The 18,865-nt window shown below is 45.2% G+C and carries 20 protein-coding genes; 17 read left to right on the top strand and 3 right to left on the bottom strand.

Annotation, left to right across the window (positions count from 1 at the left end; all coding sequences use genetic code 11):
• Positions 1 to 145: IS3 family transposase (locus ACEYCN_RS09745; protein WP_373714084.1), on the top strand; the 145-nt coding region annotated here is incomplete at its 5' end.
• An 11-nt stretch (positions 146 to 156) separates the two neighbouring features.
• Here ACEYCN_RS09745 and ACEYCN_RS09740 read toward each other — a convergent pair.
• Positions 157 to 711, bottom strand: a complete 555-nt coding sequence (locus tag ACEYCN_RS09740; protein WP_373714082.1) for a biotin transporter BioY — start codon at positions 709 to 711, stop codon at positions 157 to 159.
• Between the two features lie 145 nt (positions 712 to 856).
• On the opposite strand from ACEYCN_RS09740, the gene ACEYCN_RS09735 reads away from it, so the two are divergent.
• The 8 genes from ACEYCN_RS09735 to ACEYCN_RS09700 all read left to right on the top strand — a co-directional run bounded on the left by ACEYCN_RS09735 (position 857) and on the right by ACEYCN_RS09700 (position 8,780).
• Positions 857 to 1,429 carry a GDSL-type esterase/lipase family protein gene (locus ACEYCN_RS09735; RefSeq protein WP_373714081.1) on the top strand — a complete coding sequence of 191 codons (573 nt, stop codon included), beginning with the start codon at positions 857 to 859 and terminating at the stop codon, positions 1,427 to 1,429.
• A gap of 144 nt (positions 1,430 to 1,573) precedes the next feature.
• On the top strand, positions 1,574 to 3,214 hold the full coding sequence (locus tag ACEYCN_RS09730; protein ID WP_373714080.1) for a urocanate hydratase: 1,641 nt from the start codon (positions 1,574 to 1,576) through the stop codon (positions 3,212 to 3,214).
• An 11-nt stretch (positions 3,215 to 3,225) separates the two neighbouring features.
• Positions 3,226 to 4,335, top strand: a complete 1,110-nt coding sequence (locus tag ACEYCN_RS09725; RefSeq protein ID WP_373714079.1) for a DUF917 domain-containing protein — start codon at positions 3,226 to 3,228, stop codon at positions 4,333 to 4,335.
• The gene (locus tag ACEYCN_RS09720; RefSeq protein ID WP_373714078.1) at positions 4,336 to 5,829 is read left to right on the top strand and encodes an aromatic amino acid ammonia-lyase; all 1,494 of its coding nucleotides are present in this window, start codon (positions 4,336 to 4,338) and stop codon (positions 5,827 to 5,829) included.
• A 23-nt stretch (positions 5,830 to 5,852) separates the two neighbouring features.
• A complete protein-coding gene (locus tag ACEYCN_RS09715) occupies positions 5,853 to 6,485 on the top strand; it encodes an ABC transporter permease (RefSeq protein ID WP_373714077.1) in 633 nt (210 codons plus the stop codon).
• Entirely contained in the window at positions 6,475 to 7,392 is a 918-nt protein-coding gene (locus ACEYCN_RS09710) for a glycine betaine ABC transporter substrate-binding protein (protein WP_373714076.1), read from the top strand. The genes ACEYCN_RS09715 and ACEYCN_RS09710 overlap by 11 nt, the downstream gene beginning before the upstream one ends.
• 13 nt (positions 7,393 to 7,405) lie before the next feature.
• On the top strand, positions 7,406 to 8,176 hold the full coding sequence (locus ACEYCN_RS09705) for an ABC transporter ATP-binding protein (RefSeq protein WP_373714075.1): 771 nt from the start codon (positions 7,406 to 7,408) through the stop codon (positions 8,174 to 8,176).
• Entirely contained in the window at positions 8,169 to 8,780 is a 612-nt protein-coding gene (locus ACEYCN_RS09700; RefSeq protein ID WP_373714074.1) for an ABC transporter permease, read from the top strand. The genes ACEYCN_RS09705 and ACEYCN_RS09700 overlap by 8 nt, the downstream gene beginning before the upstream one ends.
• Positions 8,781 to 8,953: 173 nt before the next feature.
• Here the strand turns inward: ACEYCN_RS09700 and gorA are convergent, their stop codons facing one another.
• On the bottom strand, positions 8,954 to 10,306 hold the full coding sequence (gene gorA, locus ACEYCN_RS09695; protein ID WP_373714073.1) for a glutathione-disulfide reductase: 1,353 nt from the start codon (positions 10,304 to 10,306) through the stop codon (positions 8,954 to 8,956).
• 253 nt (positions 10,307 to 10,559) lie between these two features.
• Between gorA and ACEYCN_RS09690 the strand changes: the two genes are divergently transcribed.
• The 5 genes from ACEYCN_RS09690 to ACEYCN_RS09670 all read left to right on the top strand — a co-directional run bounded on the left by ACEYCN_RS09690 (position 10,560) and on the right by ACEYCN_RS09670 (position 15,223).
• Positions 10,560 to 11,726 (top strand): efflux RND transporter periplasmic adaptor subunit, encoded by a 1,167-nt coding sequence (locus ACEYCN_RS09690; protein ID WP_373714072.1) that lies wholly within the window; start codon positions 10,560 to 10,562, stop codon positions 11,724 to 11,726.
• A complete protein-coding gene (locus ACEYCN_RS09685) occupies positions 11,698 to 12,393 on the top strand; it encodes an ABC transporter ATP-binding protein (RefSeq protein WP_373714071.1) in 696 nt (231 codons plus the stop codon). Before ACEYCN_RS09690 ends, ACEYCN_RS09685 begins: the two co-directional genes overlap by 29 nt.
• Entirely contained in the window at positions 12,393 to 13,640 is a 1,248-nt protein-coding gene (locus ACEYCN_RS09680; RefSeq protein WP_373714070.1) for an ABC transporter permease, read from the top strand. The genes ACEYCN_RS09685 and ACEYCN_RS09680 overlap by 1 nt, the downstream gene beginning before the upstream one ends.
• A 138-nt stretch (positions 13,641 to 13,778) precedes the next feature.
• Positions 13,779 to 14,057 carry a hypothetical protein gene (locus tag ACEYCN_RS09675; RefSeq protein WP_373714069.1) on the top strand — a complete coding sequence of 93 codons (279 nt, stop codon included), beginning with the start codon at positions 13,779 to 13,781 and terminating at the stop codon, positions 14,055 to 14,057.
• Positions 14,058 to 14,170: 113 nt separating this feature from the next.
• On the top strand, positions 14,171 to 15,223 hold the full coding sequence (locus ACEYCN_RS09670; protein ID WP_373714068.1) for an LLM class flavin-dependent oxidoreductase: 1,053 nt from the start codon (positions 14,171 to 14,173) through the stop codon (positions 15,221 to 15,223).
• A gap of 42 nt (positions 15,224 to 15,265) precedes the next feature.
• Here the strand turns inward: ACEYCN_RS09670 and ACEYCN_RS09665 are convergent, their stop codons facing one another.
• On the bottom strand, positions 15,266 to 15,892 hold the full coding sequence (locus ACEYCN_RS09665; protein WP_373714067.1) for a TetR/AcrR family transcriptional regulator: 627 nt from the start codon (positions 15,890 to 15,892) through the stop codon (positions 15,266 to 15,268).
• 429 nt (positions 15,893 to 16,321) lie between these two features.
• Here ACEYCN_RS09665 and ACEYCN_RS09660 point away from each other — a divergent pair, with 429 nt between their 5' ends.
• Genes ACEYCN_RS09660 through ACEYCN_RS09650 form a run of 3 tightly spaced genes read left to right on the top strand, consistent with a single transcriptional unit; the run spans position 16,322 to position 18,776 of the window.
• Entirely contained in the window at positions 16,322 to 17,005 is a 684-nt protein-coding gene (locus tag ACEYCN_RS09660; RefSeq protein WP_373714066.1) for a LexA family transcriptional regulator, read from the top strand.
• 3 nt (positions 17,006 to 17,008) lie between these two features.
• Complete coding sequence (locus ACEYCN_RS09655; RefSeq protein ID WP_373714065.1) at positions 17,009 to 18,424, top strand: Y-family DNA polymerase; 1,416 nt, start codon at positions 17,009 to 17,011, stop codon at positions 18,422 to 18,424.
• A gap of 1 nt (position 18,425) precedes the next feature.
• The gene (locus ACEYCN_RS09650) at positions 18,426 to 18,776 is read left to right on the top strand and encodes a hypothetical protein (RefSeq protein WP_373714083.1); all 351 of its coding nucleotides are present in this window, start codon (positions 18,426 to 18,428) and stop codon (positions 18,774 to 18,776) included.
• Positions 18,777 to 18,865 lie beyond the last annotated feature (89 nt).

Here is an 18,865-nt window from a genome sequence, read left to right as displayed (position 1 = left end):
GGACGGATTCGAGAAGACTTTCAAGTCCCTGGAACACATGGAACAAGCCATCACGGATTATATTTTTTACTACAACAACAAGCGCATTAAAGCAAAACTAAAAGGACTTAGTCCTGTTCAGTACAGAACTAAATCCTTTCACTAATTATTTTTTGTCTAACTTTTTGGGGGCAGTACAAAGTAGGCTTCTTTTTTTAAGATGGGTTGTAGGGTTTTGACCAAGAGGATGACCACCACAATTTTTAAAATCCCTGTCAGGATAAAGGGGGTGACGGTCCAAGCTAGGGTATCAGCCCAAGTGGCCTGGGAAAAGAATTTGAAGTAGGCAGCTCCTCCTAGTAGGACGACAGCTACTCCCAGACAGTTGGACCAAAAAATGGTCCAGTAGGAGGAATACATGTTTGCTAGGCTGCTGGTTAGCAGGCCGTAGAGGATGAAGGCCCAGAGAAAACCGCCTGTTGCTCCAAAGAGGGTTTGGAAACCTCCGCTTCCTCCTGCAAAGACTGGCAAACCAATGGCTCCCAAGAGAAGATAGAGGACCACGCTGAGGGTAGCTTCTTTTGGCTTGTATAGGGTGGCCAAGAGGCCAATAGCTAAGGTCTGCAAGGTAAAGGGAACCGGTCCGATAGGAATGGTGATTTGCGATAGAACAGCAATTAAGGCGGCTCCAATGGCTACATAGGTCAAGGAGTGAGTTGCGGTCTTTGTCATATTGTTACCCTTTCATAAAACAACGGTTAACTATACTATAAGGATTTGATTTGAGAAAGTCAAGAATTTCTCATCGGTTGTCACAGATGAGGGTCTAGCTTGAAAGTTCTCATCAGGGAAAGTATAATAGATAAAAGGAGTTAACATGAAAATTTTATTGTTGGGTGATAGCCTTTTTGCAGGGTGGGAGGGGCAACTTGGGCCCCATATCAACTATTCCCTCAAGCAGGAAGAGCCGGGCTTGGAAATTTGGAATCTGGCTGAATCTGGGGACAATAGTTTTGATTTGTTGGAGAAATTGGATAAGAAAGAGGTTGCGGGTGCAGACCTGGTCTTTGTTTGGATAGGAGCCAATGATTTAGCTACTCATAAGCAGATTTTTCTGGGAGAATTTCAGGACAATCTACTCAAAATCGTGGAGCGGCTGCGGGCATCTTATTCAGCTCATCAGATCACTTTTTTGGGACCAGCCCCAGTTGATGAAAAGAAGCAGCTCTATAGGACCAACCGTTTGGTTGGGTATTATAGTGATATGGTGGAAAAGGTGGCTAAGTTGTCAGGCTGTCACTTTATTTCCATGCAGGAGGTTTTTGGCCAGTCCGACTTCCCTATTGAAGAGATTCTAAGAGGCAGTCAGGATGATGGCCTGCATTTTGGCAGTTTGGGCTATGGGATTTTGGCCCAGGTTCTCTTGGTTCACATAAAAAATAAGACATGATGGACTCTCAGGCCAGGACCTCAGGGTCTTTTTTTGTTATAAATGAAATTTATGGCTGGGAATAAAAAATATAGATTATGCAGGGGCTTGATAGGATGATAGGATAGAAGGTATCATTATCATTTTATTTGCTAGGAGAAGGGCATGGGAATTTTAGCACAGAGAGGCAATGTATTGAGGGCCAAAGGCTGGAGACAGGAGGGGCTCTTGCGGCTACTGGAAAATGTCTTGGAGAATGGGGAAGACCCAGAAAATCTCATTGTTTATGGGGCTTTGGGAAAGGCGGCCAGGGACTGGCCTTCTTATCATGCCATCGTGGAGAGTCTCCTGAATCTGGAGGAGGATGAGAGTTTGATTGTTCAGTCTGGTAAACCCATTGCTGTCTTGAAAACCCATCGGGATGCTCCTGTGGTCATTATGGCCAACTCAAATTTGGTTGGTCAGTGGGCAAGGCCAGATTATTTTTATGAATTATATGATAAAAACTTGATTGCCTGGGGCGGTCTGACGGCCGGTGATTGGCAATATATCGGTTCTCAGGGTGTGATTCAAGGCACCTATGAGATTTTTCAATCCATTGCCAGACAGGCCTTTGGTGGCAGTCTCAAAGGGCGCTTTATCCTGTCAGCCGGTATGGGCGGTATGGGTGGTTCCCAACCCTTGGCCGGTAAACTGACGGGCGCTGCTATTTTGGTGGTGGATGTCAATGAAGACAACATTGACAAGCGGCTAGACCTGGGCTATGTTGACAAAAAGACGGCTGATTTGGACCAGGCTCTGGGCTGGATAGAAGAAGCCAGACAAAAAGAGGAGTCGCTTTCGGTGGCCTTGGTGGGCAATGCTGCTACGGTCTATCCGGACATTTTAGATAGGGGAATCGTGCCAGATATTGTCACCGATCAGACAGCGGCCCATGATTTGCTCTATGGCTATGTTCCAGAAGGTTTTAGTCTGGATCAGGTGGCCCAGTTAAGAGAGAGCCAGCCTCAGAAGCTGGAAGAAGCTGCGGGCAAATCCATTGCTAAGGAAGTCTCGGCCATCCTAGCCTTTCAAGCCAAGGGAGCCCAGGTCTTCGACAATGGCAACAATATCCGCACCCAGGCCAAACGCTTTGGTGTTGAGAAGGCCTTTGATATTCCGGTCTTCACTGAAGCTTATCTCAGACCCTTGTTTGAGCGAGCTATTGGGCCTTTTCGCTGGATTGCCCTATCTGGTGAGGCCAAGGATATTGAAGTGATTGATCAGTTTATTTTGGAGACCTTTCCTGATAATGACATCATCAGCAACTGGATCAAGTTGGCCAGGGAACATGTTCCTTTTCAAGGATTGCCAGCCCGCATCGGTTGGCTGGGACATGAGGAAAGGACCCAGTTGGCCTTAGCGGTCAATGATTTGGTGGCATTTGGTCAGCTTTCAGCCCCTATTGCCTTTACCAGAGACCATCTGGATGCAGGGGCCATGGCCCATCCCAATATCATGACAGAGAACTTGAAAGACGGGTCTGATGCGATTGCTGACTGGCCCTTGCTAAACGCCCTGATTGCCTCCTCCTCCAAGGCGGACTTGGTGGCCATTCATTCGGGTGGTGGGGGCTACGCTGGCTTTATGCAGAGTGCAGGTATTACCCTGATTGCAGATGGAAGTCCTGAGGCGGCCGAGCGTATCAAACTGGCCATTACCAATGATACCAGTCTGGGAGTTCTCCGCTATGCGGATGCGGGCTATCAGGCTTCTCTGGATGAAATCGCAGAAAAGGGAATCCGACATATTCAATTAGAAAAATAAGAAGGTAAGTTATGGTTGTCAAAAAATTAAAGCGCGAGGATGTTCTGGCTGCCTGTACAGGTGGCGCTGTTTTGGCCAGTGGCGGCGGTGGCTTTTATGAGCACGGCCTAGAGATGGGCTATGCCGCAGTTGCCATCAATGAGGTTCCCTTGCTGAGTCTGGATGAATTAGCAGAGGATGACATTGTTCTTACTCAGACGGCTATCGGAGCGCCAGCAGGAACGACTGACTGGCAGATGCTGGGCCGAGATTATATCAAGGCGGTGCAGCTGATTCTTGAGAAGCATCCCCATCCAGAAAAAATCAAGGGGCTGATGACGCCGCAAAACGGGAAATCCAGCTCCACCAATGGCTGGTTAGCAGCCGCAGCCCTAGGCTTGGCAGTGGTCGATGCAACAGGAGACCTCCGGGCCCACCCGACTGGAAAGATGGGCAATATGGGGGTAGCCAACGATCTCAGCTATCAAACTATTCAGGCAGTGTCTGGCGGACGGGAAGACACAGGCCGCCATATTGAACTGGCTGTGACAGGGACTTCTGCATACACCTCTAAAATTTTACGAATTGCATCGGACCTATCAGGCGGCTTTATCGCTGCAGCCCGCAATCCCTTGAGCATTTCCTACCTCAAGGAACATGCGGTGGTCGGCGGCCTCTCCTATGCCCTTGATTTGGGCTATGAAATCCTGTCCCATCAAGGAAAATCAGGTCCTGAGATTATTGAAAAAATCGCTGCCTTTACATCTGGTGAGATTTTAGGAACAGGTAAGGTCATCAAAAAGGACATCATCTACACGGATGAGGCCTTTGACATTGGTCAGGTCCATGTCAAGGTCGGCCGCAGCACCCTAATCGTACATGTCCAAAATGAATACATGGCTGTCGATAGCAAGTCTGGCAAGCGCCTGACTACCTATCCAGATGTGATTAGTCTCTTTCGGACAGTGGATGCCCATCCCTTGAGTACCAATGAGATTGAATTGGACCAAGAGGTGACGCTCTTTAAGATTGATAAGAGTCAATTTCCACTCAGCTCAGGTGTGACAGACCCGTCTGTCTATCCAGAAGTGGAGGAGGCTCTTGGCATTGATCTCTATCGTTATGCTTTTCCAGGTGAATAAATGAAATTAACAGGTTACAATTTATCGCTAGAAAGCATTGCTTCCATTGTATCTGGCCAAGAAAGAGTTTCCTTGGCCAGCAAGGCCAGACAAAGAATGGAAGAGTCGCGAGCCATTGTTATAGATGCCTTGGACCAAGAAGAAGCCATCTATGGTCTCAATACGGGAGTCGGGAAAAATAAGGATCTGCGGATTTCCAGAGAGGAGATAGAGGCCTTTAACAAACAGTTAATCTATGCTCATTGTGTGGGGATAGAACCAGAGTTGTCTATCAAGGAAGTCCGGGCCAGTATGCTCCTGCGCCTCAATGGTCTTATCAAGGGTTATGCTGGTTGCCAACCAGCCATTGCGGACTTGCTGGTGCAGTTCTTGAATTTGCAGATTACCCCCGTTGTCAATGGGAAGGGCTCAGTTGGAGAAGGGGATATTGGAATCCTCTCCTACATTGGATTGGCTCTGATGGGAGAAGGTTGGATAGATTATGATGGCAGAAGGTATCCAGCAGCTGAGATTTTTGAGAAGTTTTCTCTGACCCCCATTCGCTTCCAGGCTAAGGATGGCTTATCAGTTATTAGTTCCAATGCGGTTAGTCATGCTAAAGTCAGTCTCTTGCTCATCAAGTTACACCAGCTGGTTAAATGGTTTGATCTGGCCTATGCTCTTTCTTTAGAAGCCTTGAATGGAAATATCACTCCCTTAGATGACGGAGTCCTGGCCAGTAAACATCTGGCAGGCCAAAGCATCAGTACACAACATGTCAAATTTTTTTTAAAGGGAAGCTATTTGACCAAAAAGAAGAGCAGGACGGTGCAGGATCCTCTGAGTTTTAGAAATGCAACCTTCATTCATGGTGCAGTTTACGATACTCTGGCTTTTTTGGAAAAGACTCTGATGGCAGAATTAGATGCTTCAGATGATAATCCGATTGTGGATCGAAAAACTAAGAGAATCTTATCAACTCCCAACTTTGAGACCATCCATTTGAGCCTAGCTGCTGAGATGGTCAATGTTTCTCTTAGCCATCTTTCTCATGCTTCCGTTCAACGCATGTTAAAATTGAGCAATCCTGACTTTACCAATCTATCGCGATTTTTACGGGCTGATGACCGGCAATATTTTGGCTTGCAGGCCTTACAAAAGACTGCTGCGACTTTGGATGTTGAGATTCATCATGCCTGCCATACTCTCTCTAATGTCTCTTATCCCTTGGCAGGTGATATGGAGGATCGGCAGACCAATCTGCCCCTAATTATCCAGCATACAGATAAGATTGTTCGGCGACTCTATCAACTGCTGGCGATTGAAATTCTCTATGCTAGTCAGGCCTTGTCCTTACGCTTTTCAGATAAGAGGCCCTTGGGACATTTGACAGAGAAGCTGTCACACAGTATTCACCAAGAGTATGGGATTTTACAGGACAATCATCAGCTCTACACCATCATTAATCGTTTATCTCAACGCTTGTGTCAAGAGAAAGTGGATGATTTATTTTAAAAAGAAAGATTTGGCAATAAGATATGCTTCAACAACTACAAGACTATTTTGCACAGAACCTGAATTCCTATCTAGTCAGTGTTTGGCAACATGTGGAACTAAGTGTAACTGCCCTATTTATCGCTATCATCATTGGAATGCCCTTAGGTTACCTCGGCTATAAGTACAAGGTGGCTAGATTCCTGACATCAGGAGTCACTCAGGCTTTGAGGGTTATCCCTAGTTTGGGGATCTTGTTTCTCTTGATTCCCTTTGTGGGCGTAGGCTCATTTCCAGCTCTGATTGCCCTAGTGATTTTAGCTGTTCCCCCCATCCTCGTCAATACTATCCTTGGTTTTTCAGAGGTATCAGAAACCTTGCTGGAGACAGGCTTGGGTTTAGGAATGAGTGAGGGACAGCTCTTTACAAGGGTCAGTTTTCCTCTGGCCCTGCCCCATATTTTAAATGGTCTCAAACTGGCCTTAATCGAGGTGATTGCCAGTGCTACCCTAGCGACCTATATTGGAGCAGGCGGTTTGGGCAGCTTGATTTTCACAGGTTTGGGACTCTATCGAATAGACCTTTTGTTGATTGGAGGAGGAAGTGTTGCTCTCTTATCCTTTGTCAGTATGTTAGGTTTTGACCTCTTAATAAGGAGAATGCAGTATGAAAAATAAAAAGTTGCTATCGGCCATTTTGTTGGTCATCATTTTAATTGCAGGTGCTATTTTTGTCTTTGGCAGAAATAGCCAGGCTAAAAAAGCAGACGAACCTAGCAAGTCCGTCATCAAAATTGGTTCCAAAGATTTTACAGAAAATCTGATTGTGGCGGAACTTTACGCCCTAGCTCTAGAAGATAAGGGCTACAAAGTAGAGCGTTTGTCCAATATATCCAGCTCACTTATTCACCAATCCTTAATCAGTGATGAAATTGATTTGTATCCTGAATACACAGGGACGGGGCTTCTTTCTATTCTGGGGAAATCTCTGGAGACGGATCCTAAGAAAGTGTACCAAATAGTCAAGGATGCATACAAAGAGCAGTTTCAAGTAACCTGGTTGGATTATTCTAAGGCCAATGATGGCCAAGGCTTGGTCATTCGGACAGAGGTTGCTCAGAAATTGGGGATTTCAACCATTTCAGATTTGCAGCAACATGCCAGTGAACTCCGCTTTGCTTCACAGGGTGAGTTTGATCAGCGTGATGATGGGATTCCAGGTTTGACGAAAACTTATGGGGTCTTTAACTGGAAATCATCCAAGGTTTATGACAACAGTCTCAAATACAGTGTCCTTGAGAATGACGAAGCGGACGTGACTCCAGCCTATACAACTGAAGGACAGTTGGTTAACAAAGACAAGTTTACCTTGCTAGAGGATGACAAACAATTTTGGCCTCCTTATAATCTTGCTCCGGTGGTACGCGATCAGGTTTTAGAAGATAATCCGGATGTGGCAGCGATTCTCAATAAAGTATCGGCTAGCCTAGATACTGAAACCATTACCAAACTAAATGCCAAAGTGGATGTGGACGGGGAAGATTATAGCAGTGTTGCCAAGGAATTTTACCAGACAATCAAGTAAAAAGGAGAAGCCAATGACAGCTGGGACCATCATTGCCTTTCAGGAGGTTAGCAAGATTTATCAGGAAAAAACGGTGGTTGATCAAGTCAGCCTAGCTATTCAGAAAGGCGAGTTTATTACCATCCTAGGAACCTCGGGTTCGGGTAAGACAACAACACTTAAGATGATTAACCGCCTGGTTGAACCGACGAGTGGCCAAATTTTGTTTGAGGGAGAAGAACTCTCTCAGCTAGACCCTGTTTCTCTCAGACGAAGAATTGGCTATGTGGTCCAGCAAATAGGACTGTTTCCCCACATGACTATAGCCGAAAATATTGCGACTGTTCCAAAGCTACTCAAATGGGATCCAGTTGAGATAGGAGACCGCGTCAAGGAATTGATGAACTTGATCCAGCTTCCTTATGAGGAATACGGTTCTCGTTATCCGAAAGAACTGTCTGGCGGACAGCAGCAACGGGTCGGAGTGGCCAGAGCTCTGGCGGCCAATCCAGATGTGGTCCTGTTTGATGAGCCCTTTGGGGCGATTGATGCCATCACCAGGAGTTCTTTGCAGGAAGAACTGAGGAATATTCACCAACAACTGGAGGATAAGACTTTCATCTTTATCACCCATGATATCCACGAAGCTTTTCGCCTAGGAACGAGAGTTCTAATCATGGATGAGGGGAGGGTCTGTCAATTTGATCGGCCTGAAAATATCATCCAGTCTCCTCAGGGTACCTTTGTGGCCAACTTGATTGAAACAGTTAAGGAACAAGAAAAAATATGGAGAGCCTATGCTTGATTACTTCCAACAATCATCAGATAAGCTGATTGATGCCACTTTAGAACACCTGGTCTTGATTCTTCAATCCCTTGGAATTGCTCTGGTTTTGGCCACTATTCTGACGGTTGTGATTTTGAAATTTCCAAAATTGGAAAACTTTTCAGTCTATAGTTTGTCGCTTTTTTATGCCATTCCTAGTTTTGCCCTCTTTGCCCTACTGATTCCTTGGACAGGTCTTGGGCGGTTAACAGCAATAATTGTTTTGGTCTTTTACGCGCAGTACATTTTAGTTCGGACCTTCTTGACAGGCATTCACAAGGTGGATTCTAGCATTGTGGAGGCTGCTTTCGGGATGGGAATGGACTTTTGGCAGGTTTTATTTAAGATTCAGCTTCCGTTAGCCAAATCTGCTATTTTCTCAGCCATTCGATTAGCTACCCTATCCATAGTTGCTATCGCCACCATTGCTGCGACCATCAATGCTGGAGGACTAGGGACCATCTTGTTTGATGGTCTGCGAACCATGAGCGTTATCAAGCTGAGTTGGGGGATTCTCCTGTCTGTAGGCCTCAGCCTATTTTTGAGTTGGATAATTAGTCTGGTGGAAATCTTATTTGAGTAGCCAGAAACAGCTTAGAAAAGCAAAAAGTTCAAGAATACTTGGGCTTTTTTTGGTGGAAAGAAAAAAATCAACCCATTTCTGGGCTGATTTTTGGAGATATATGAAAAAGAAAAGTTTTAGGATGCTCTTAGTATATCCCCATAAGCTTAAATAAAACTAAAAGAATTTTTTTCTTACCTCATGGTCACAAATTCTTCAGAGCCTGTTGGGTGGATAGCAACTACGCTGTCAAAGTCTTCCTTGGTAGCTCCCATCTTCATGGCCACCGCAAAGCCTTGGATCATCTCATCCACTCCAAAGCCAATGCCATGGAGGCCGACCACCTTTTCTTCGGGGCCAGCTGTGATGAGCTTGAATTTGCTCATCTGGCGATGGCTGCCTAGGGCTGTGTACATGGAGGTGAAGGCAGAGGTATAGACCTTGATGTTTTCAGTACCATATTGTTCAAGGGCCTGGGGTTCTGTCAGACCGACAGCCCCGATAGCTGGATGGCTAAAGATGACCGTTGGAACCAGGTTAAAGTCCATTTTGGATTCTTTTTTCCCGTTGAAGAGCCGTTCAGACAGAAGTCTGCCAGTCTTAATCGCTACGGGAGTCAGCTCGATTTTTCCAGTGACATCGCCCAAGGCATAGATGCCAGGAACATTGGTTTCTTGGAAGTCATCAACTGCAATAAAGCCATCCTTGGTCAGCTGGACACCGGTGACCTCCAAATTGAGACCATTCAGGTTTGGCTGGCGGCCAATAGCCCAGAGAACCTGTTCGGCTGTGTGGCTGCTTCCGTCTTCAAAGGTGATTTGAATCAGGCCATTGTCTAGCTTATCCAGGCGTTTTGGAACTTTGTGGCCCTCGTGTTCCAAGCCTGTCCGATCCATTTCTTCCAGGAGGGCTTGGATGATATAGGGTTCAAAGGACCGCAGAGGCCGATCTTTGCGATAAAAGAGCTTGGTTTGAACTCCCAGACTGTGAAGAACACCAGCCATCTCTATTGCGATGTAGCCAGCTCCCAAAATCGCGATAGAGGTCGGCAATTCATCCCAAGCAAAGACATCGTCTGACACCACTCCCAATTCTTTACCAGGAATATCTGGAATCATGGGTTTGGCACCTGTGGCAATGACGATATGGTCAGCCGTGATGTGCTCTCCATTGACTTCAACAGTATGGGCGTCGACAAACTTGGCATAGCCCTCGATAAAGTCTACATGATTGCGCTGGAATGAACCTTGATAAGAATTGCGGGAGCGCTCAATATAGGCATCCCGATTCTCTTTTAGGGTCGCGAAATCAAAGCTAACCTTTTCTGCTTGAAAGCCGTATTCAGGTCCGTAGTAGTGCAGGGCTTCAGCCATCTGGGCTCCGTGCCACATGATTTTCTTGGGGACACAGCCGACATTGACACAGGTACCACCCAGCAGCTTACCCTCAATGACAGCTGCCTTGGCTCCATGTTCACCAGCCCGATTCATAGTAGCGATACCGCCTGAGCCCCCACCAATGGCGATAATATCAAATTTTTTAACCATTTTTTGACCTCTTCTATTTCTGTTCGTCTAGTATTCATTCTAGCTTTTTTTGCCTTTTCCTGCAAAAATTTGCTACGGTCCTCTTTCTTACAAAACTGTAAGGCAAAAATGTCAGTTTTCAGGTGCAAAATGCGATCTTATTTTATAAAATAAGGACAGAAAACACTTGCAATTTTGGTTGTGTTTGTGTATTATATAAGCAGTACAAAGACTGTGGAGTAATGAAGCAGCCAATTGAAAAGGAGAAATGTTTATGTTAAAGACTAAAAAGGCAAAAATTGCTTTGTTCTCAGGTTTGGGTATTGCTGCCCTTGGTTTGATTGTTTTTGCTCTGATTTGGACCAATAGTAGCAGCAGTGACACGACTGAGTCAGGAGAAGATCAACTCTATTATAGGGTTGCCAGTGAAGGCTCCATTGCCTCTTCCACTCTCCTTGCAGGTACTGTTGAGGCTGCAGAAGAGCAGTATGTTTACTATGATGCCACAAAAGGCGATATTGCCGAGTTCAAGGTTAAGGTCGGAGATCAGGTCAGTGTTGGTCAAGCTTTGGTTCAATACAATACGGCTGAATTGCAAAGTAACCTTGATACAGCTATCCGTGCGCGTGACAAGATTGGCCGCCAAATATATGAGCTACAGACTAATGGTCAAACGGTGGACCTAACGGGTGATCCAACTCAGGATGAAAATAATATGGCCAATGCCCAGCGCTCAGTGGAATCGCAACTACGAGATTTAAATGACAGCTATGCAGATGCCCAGGCCACAGTTGACAAAGCTCAGGTTGCTCTCAATGAAACGACAATCATCAGTGATGTGGCTGGAACGGTTGTTGAAGTCAATACTTCTGTCTCCAAATCCAACACCAGTAGCCAAACCCTGATTCACATTGTCAATCAAGGCAGCCTCCAGGTAGTTGGTACCTTATCTGAATATGATTTGGCGAATCTCTCTGTTGATCAGGAGGTTAGACTGACTTCAAAAGTTTATCCAGACCAAACTTGGACAGGAAAAATCACTTATATTTCCAACTATCCAGAAGGAAATGGAGCAGGGGAAGGTGTACCAGGCAACACCGGAACCTCATCTTCCAAATATCCTTTCAAAATAGCCTTGACTAGCGATATTGGCCCTCTTAAGCAAGGGTTCTCTATTAACATTGAAGTGGTCAATGCTAAAAAAGCGATTTTAGTTCCTGTAGAAGCTGTCATTCCAGATGCGGATAAACACTATGTTTGGACGATTGTCGATGGCAAGGCCAAACGAGTAGAAGTAACTCTTGGCAGTGCAGATGCGACACAGCAAGAAATTTCTTCTGGCTTAACTGCTGGTGACCATGTTATTTCAAACCCGAGCATGGATTTGGAAGATGGAAAAGAGGTGAAGGCAATTGAAGAAGAAGCTAATCCAACTGAATAAGATTAACAAAAACTATCAAAATGGAGACCAGGAACTCCGAGTGCTCAAAGACATTGATTTAGAAGTAGAAGAGGGTGAATTTTTGGCCATCATGGGACCATCAGGTTCTGGTAAGTCCACCCTGATGAACATCATCGGACTTTTAGACCGTTCTAGCTCGGGAGATTATTACTTGGATGAGACAGAAGTCAGCCATCTATCAGATAAAAAACTGGCTCAGGTCCGCAACAAGGAAATCGGCTTTGTCTTCCAACAATTCTTTCTTCTGGCCAAGCTCAATGCCCTTCAAAATGTCGAATTGCCGCTCATTTATGCTGGAGTAGCGACGAGCAAACGCCAGGGCCTAGCCAAGCAATTTTTGGAAAAGGTAGAGCTTTCTGAACGGATGCATCACCTTCCATCGGAATTATCAGGAGGGCAGAAGCAGCGGGTAGCTATTGCTCGAGCCTTGGTCAATAACCCTTCTATTATCTTAGCCGATGAACCAACAGGGGCTTTGGATACTAAGACAGGTCAACAAATTATGGAACTCTTGACCGAGCTCAATCATGAGGGCAAAACCATTATCATGGTGACCCATGAACCGGAAATTGCGGACTATGCTAAACGTAAAATTGTCTTACGGGACGGCATTATCACAGAAGATAGTCGCAAGGAGGACAACTAATGGAAAATTGGAAATTTGCCCTAAAGTCCATCCTTGCTCACAAAATGCGCTCCCTTTTGACTATGTTGGGGATTATTATTGGGGTATCGGCAGTTGTGGTCATTGTCGCTATGGGTTCTGGCATGAGTGAAAGTCTTGCTGAATCTTTAGGTGGAGACAATAAGGATGTAGAAGTCTACTTTACCACTATGCAAAATGAGACAGTCGGTGATGGGATGATGTCTGGCGTGGTCTATGAAGAAGTCTCTCAGGAAGAAGAACCAACTCTGACCGACAATATCCTCGAAGGTCTGCGAGATATTGATGGTTTGGACAGCTATTACACCACTAATAGTACAGCTGGTGAAGTCAGCTTCGGCAAGAAAAAGGCTGATAATGTCAATATCATAGGTGTCAGTCAGTCCTACTTTGATGTCAAAAAATACGACATCCTTGCTGGACGAAAATTTACGGTCAATGACTACACCAAATTTGCCCGTATCATCATGCTGGATAAGAATTTGGCCGAAAAACTCTTTGGTGATATTCAGTCCGCTCTCAACCAGACTGTGAGTGTCAAGGATAAATCATACCTAGTAGTCGGAGTCTATGAAGATCCAAACGTTGGAACTGCCATCTATGGGATGAAAACGGATGGTAATGCCGTCATGACCAATACTCAGGTTGCAGCAGAAGAGGCCGTGAAAGAACATGCTACGGTCTATGTCCATGTCAATGATGTGACCAGGTCTGGTGAAGTGGGGCAGGCCGCTGCTGATTATTTAACCCGAGCAACCGGTCTGAAAACAGCCCGCTACGATATCTTTGACATGAGTAAAATGCTAGAGGACTTCAACCAGCAGATGTCAGGGGTAACCATGTTTATAGGTGCTGTCGCAGGTATTTCTCTCCTGGTCGGTGGTATCGGGGTCATGAACATTATGCTGGTATCTGTTACTGAGCGGACCCGGGAAATCGGTCTGCGAAAGGCCTTGGGAGCCACCCGTGGCAATATCCTCAACCAATTCCTCATTGAAGCAGTTGTTTTGACCAGTTTAGGTGGTTTGATTGGACTAGTTCTCGCACAATTATTGGTCACTCTAATCAACACCGTCCAACTGATGGGACCAAATATAACAGCGGTCATCTCTGTACCTGTGGTCCTTGGAAGCCTGGCCTTCTCAGCCTTTGTAGGGATCGTCTTTGGTGTCCTTCCAGCCAACAAGGCTTCTAAATTGGATCCGATTGAAGCTCTTCGCTATGAATAAGTATTATTGAGGAGGTTCTTATGTGCCCTAGTTGCTTTCTTAAGTGTGACCTTACTTGCTAGTTGTTCAAGTAGTTTTAGCCAGCAGTCAAATCAGGAAAAACAAACCATTACAGTTTATGATGGAAGTGGTGAAAAAATGCTTGAAACTACAGACTCAGCTGTCTTGGAGAAATTTTCTGACTACACTAGTCAAGAAACCCTTGAGGGATTGGAAATGTTCGATGCCATTCCAACCGATGCTCAACTAGCTTATCGTTTTATCCTCAAAGACCAATCGAAATACGAAATTACGATGGAAGTGTATCAAAATTATGATTTACTATCCATTCGAGATTTACCAGTTCTAGGTGACCTCCAGCTGAAACTAACCAAAGAGGAAGCTGAATGGTTTCGGATGCCTGAGAAATGGGAATAGAGCAGAAGACTCAGCCGAGGCTGAGTCTTTTTTACATTCAGGATGAGCATATCTCTTGTTTATGCCACTAATTAGTGATAAAGTAAGGCCATAAATCAAAAGGAGTCATTATCATGGTAGAATTAGGTATTTCAACATTTGGAGAAACAACACCTCTGGAACACACTGGAGAAGTCTACTCCCACGATGAGCGGATCCGTCAGTTGGTCAAGGAAATTGAATTAGCCGATGCGGTTGGTCTGGATGTCTATGGGATTGGCGAACACCACCGGGAAGATTTTGCGGTTTCTGCACCTGAAATTGTTCTGGCAGCAGGAGCGGTCAATACCCAGCATATTAAGCTGACCTCGGCAGTTTCCATCCTTTCTTCCATGGACCCGGTCCGTCTTTACCAACAATACGCCACCATTGACGCCCTATCCAATGGCCGTGCAGAGATTATGGCTGGGCGTGGTTCCTTTACCGAATCCTTCCCCCTATTTGGTTATGATTTAGCCAACTATGAGGAACTCTTTGATGAAAAGCTGGATATGCTCTTAAAGATCAAGGAGAATACCAACTTGACCTGGCAGGGGAAACATGCTCAGACAGTTGCCAATAAACCTGTTTATCCTCGTGCTGTCCAAGAAGACTTTCCAATCTGGGTGGCAACGGGAGGTCATGTCGAATCAACGGTCAAGATTGCCCAGCTGGGTCTGCCTATCGTCTATGCTGTCATTGGAACAGCTCCAAAACACTTCAAACCTTTAGCAGATGCCTACCGTAAGATTGCGACTAATGAGGGTCATCCCCAAAGTCGTATCAAGGTCGCTGCCCATTCCTGGGGCTGGATTGCGGATGACCATGACAAGGCTGTGGAAGAATACTTCTATCCTAATAAGCAAACTGTGGACAATATCGCCAAGGATCGCCCTCACTGGCGGGAGATGACGAAGGCTGACTACCTTCACTCCTTGTCTGATCAAGGGGCAACCATTGTTGGCGATCCAGAGCATGTGGCTAATAGAATCATCCACATCATTGAGACCCTGGACTTGGATCGCTTCTTCCTGCATTTACCAGTCGGCTCCCTTCCTCACGAAGATGTCCTTCGGGCTATCGAACTCTACGGTAAAGAAGTCGCTCCCCGAGTTCGTGACTATTTTGAAAATAAGGAAAAAGCCTGATGTCAGGCTTTTTTCTTATGTGGATGGCTGTTGGTATTTGTATTATGAAGTCTCGTCAGAGGTAGATAAGGGCTCTGTATCCTGGGGGAGGGCCTCTTCTGCTTGGGTTGAGGACTTAAAGAGGTGATTATAAATATGGACCATAAAATTGGCCAAATCCTCAATGTTCGCAGAATCAGGATGGTAGGCAATGTATTTTGTAACTGTCAAGGCATTTGCTGCATAGAGGTTCACTGCTAATTCTTCAGGAATCAGACTAGATGCCTCACTATTGGCAAGAAGTACCTGATATTTATCAAACAGAACCTGACGCATATTGGCTTCAAAATCTGCATTAGGCAAATGAACAGAGAAGAGAGCCTGAATGACCATACTGTATTGGGCCGCAGTCTGGTAGTCTCGAATCAAATTGGAACGAAGGTCCATATTATCTTCTGTGACAAAAGCATGAACCGTAGTCTCTTGGGCAATTTGGCTGTAATAAGCAATCGTGTTTTCTAACAAGTCATTCTTATCATAATAATGATTATAAAAAGTAGACCGTCCAACCTTGGCCTGATGGCACAAATCTTGAATGGAAATTTTCTTATAAGGTTTTTCCAGCAACAAATGGAGCAAGGCCTGTTTTAAAAGGACTCTGCTCTTCTCGATTTTAATTTTCTTCTTCATCTTTTTCTATATCACTCTTTTATTTAACCCAGCCAAAAAACTGGGACAGGGGTAGTCAGTTTGCTCAGTCAGCAAATCTACTCTGTGAAAATAATAACAAGATTATATCAAATTATTTGATGTATTGCATTTAATATGCTTACATCGTGATAAAACAAATAAAATTGCATTGCTGGAATTGTCCTGCCTCAAAAGTTGGACAATTTTTTTGCAATAATAAAGTGATAAACAGCTCTCTATGATGACGTTTATAGAGATGACCCTATTTTGGATAAAAAAATTCAATTTCCAGTAGACAGATGGCCCAAATTAGTATATACTAGTGTCAGTTATAAAACTGACATGTTTTCGCAGAAAAAACAGGAAGTCAGCAGAGCAGAAGACTATGCTGTCCCCAGTTGACAAAGTTTTTTTGATAAGGAGGAAGAGATGTTTTCACCAGAAATCTTAAAAAAGAGAAGAGAGGAGCTGAGTATGAGCCAGTCCGATATGGCCCGCCAACTGGCTATTTCCCGTCAATCCTATTTTGCTTGGGAAAGTGGCAAGGCCAAGCCAAGCCGTCAAAATATTGAAAAGCTGGCAGAAGTCCTCTCTGTATCGACAGCCTATTTCGAGGCAGAGTACAAGATAGTGGAGACCTACCTGCAGCTACATGCGCCTAACCAAGAAAAGTTGGAAAGCTATGCGGATCAACTCTTGATCAGTCAGCAGGAGACCAAGGTACTTGAACTGTACAGCATCCGAGTCCTGGATGACATCGCCCTTTCCGCTGGTGTAGGGGAGGGGCTCTACGATGAGTACGAATCCATAGAAGTCTGGACAGATAAGGACTACAACTATGATATTGCGACTTGGATCAAGGGAGATTCTATGGAACCCGTCTATCTGAGCGGAGAAGTAGCCCTGATTCGTGAGGGCGGCTTTGATTATGATGGGGCTGTCTATGCGGTTGTCTGGAATGAACGGGCCTATATTAAAAAAGTGTATTTGGAGGAGGATGGCTACCGTTTGGTTTCTCTCAATCCTGACTATACGGATCTTTTTGCTGCTGCAGAAGATCATCCAAAAATTGTAGGAAAAATTATAGGGCATTTCACACCGCTGGAGGGCTAGGCCATGGGCTACTTTGATTATTCACGGGAGCCCCAATCGGATATTGCCTTTGTGGATATGAAGTCCTTCTATGCCAGTGTCGAGTGTGTGGACAGAGGCCTCCACCCCTTGAAAGCAGTCCTCTGTGTCATGAGCCGAGCTGACAATGCTAACGGCTTGATTCTGGCAGCCTCGCCTATGTTTAAAAAGGTCTTTGGTCAGGCCAATGTCGGCAGAAGTTCTGACCTTCCCTTTGATATCTATACCCGCAAATTCTCTTATCCCAATGCCAAACGGCAGGGTTTGCCGATTAACCCAGGCTATGTTCGCTATGTAGAAGAATGGGCCCAAAGGGCTATCATTGTTCCTCCGCGTATGCACAAGTATATCGAAAAAAATATCGAGATTCAGCATATCTTTCAAAATTATGCCAGCATGGAGGACATCCTTCCTTATTCGATTGATGAGGGTTTTATTGATTTGACCTCCTCTCTTAATTATTTTATCCCAGATAAGACTATCAGCCGGAAGGAAAAATTGGATCGAATTTCTGCTGATATGCAGCGGGAAATCTGGCGAAAGACGGGTATCTATGCCACGGTGGGCATGTCCAACAGCAATCCCCTGCTGGCCAAATTGGCTCTGGATAACGAGGCCAAATATACAAAGACCATGCGGGCTAATTGGTCCTATCAAGATGTTGAAAGTAAGGTCTGGAGCATTCCTAAACTGACTGACTTTTGGGGCATTGGAGAACGGATGGAAAAGCGACTCCATAAGCTGGGCATCTATTCCATCAAAGAGTTGGCCAATTTCAACCCCGACATTCTGAAAAAAGAATTGGGTGTAGTAGGTCTGGACCTCTTTTTCCATGCCAATGGCATTGATGAGAGCAATGTCCATCAGCCCTACAAACCAAAGACAAAGGGTCTGGGCAATTCCCAGGTTCTCCCTAGAGACTATGTCAAGCAAACAGAGATTGAGCTAGTCTTTCGGGAAATGGCCGAGCAGGTGGCTATTCGGTTGAGGCGGCTACATAAGAAAGCAACCCGAGTTTCCATCGGACTGAGATACTCTTCAAGGGAAGACCAACGTCCCTTTCAAGCTCAGATGACCATAGAACCGACCAACCTGACCCGACAATTAGCAGAAACGGTCATTTACCTCCTTAGGAAAAAATACAGTGGCGGGGCGGTCCGAATGATTTCTGTCTATTATTCAGGCTTGGTGGATGAATCCCTTGCCTATATTTCCCTCTTTGATGATGTGGAAACCCTAGAAAAAGAAGAAAGGCTCCAATCAGCTATTGATAGCATCCGAAATCAGTTTGGCTTTTCCTTGCTTCAAAAGGGAAATTCCCTCCTGGAAGCTTCCCGAAGTCTGGAGAGAAGTCGATTGATTGGAGGGCATTCTGCAGGAGGATTGGATGGTCTCAGATAAGATGGTTGATCGCAACTACCTCCCCTTTCAATCCGTGCGTGAACACCGCGATAGGGGCATGATGAAATGGCTAGGCTTCTTCCTATCGGAACATACGAGCTCACTAGCTGACGATAAAAATAGAATAGATTTGAGCACCAGCCTGACCCAGGCAGAAAAACTGACCTTGATAGGCCAGCTCTATGCCAGTCAATTGACGGGAGAGTTCCTTGTCCGGACTGGTCAGACTAAAACTAGCTACTGGGGCCAAGTGACCGAGCTAAACCCGACCGAAATTACTATTAAAACAAACGAGAAATACCAACTACTGAAACTAAAGGATGTGTTGGAGATAAGAGTGGGTCGAGGTTGAGTAGGGAGAATAAAAATGATATCAAATAGGTTACATATCAGAAAAAAGTTAAGCCAATTTTAAGGTTCCGACCCTATACTATAAACAAT

Source organism: Streptococcus sp. (assembly GCF_041802885.1).
Classification (GTDB): domain Bacteria; phylum Bacillota; class Bacilli; order Lactobacillales; family Streptococcaceae; genus Streptococcus.
Note: the sequence above shows the minus strand (reverse complement) of the source record. Positions and strands in the feature narration are given on the sequence as shown.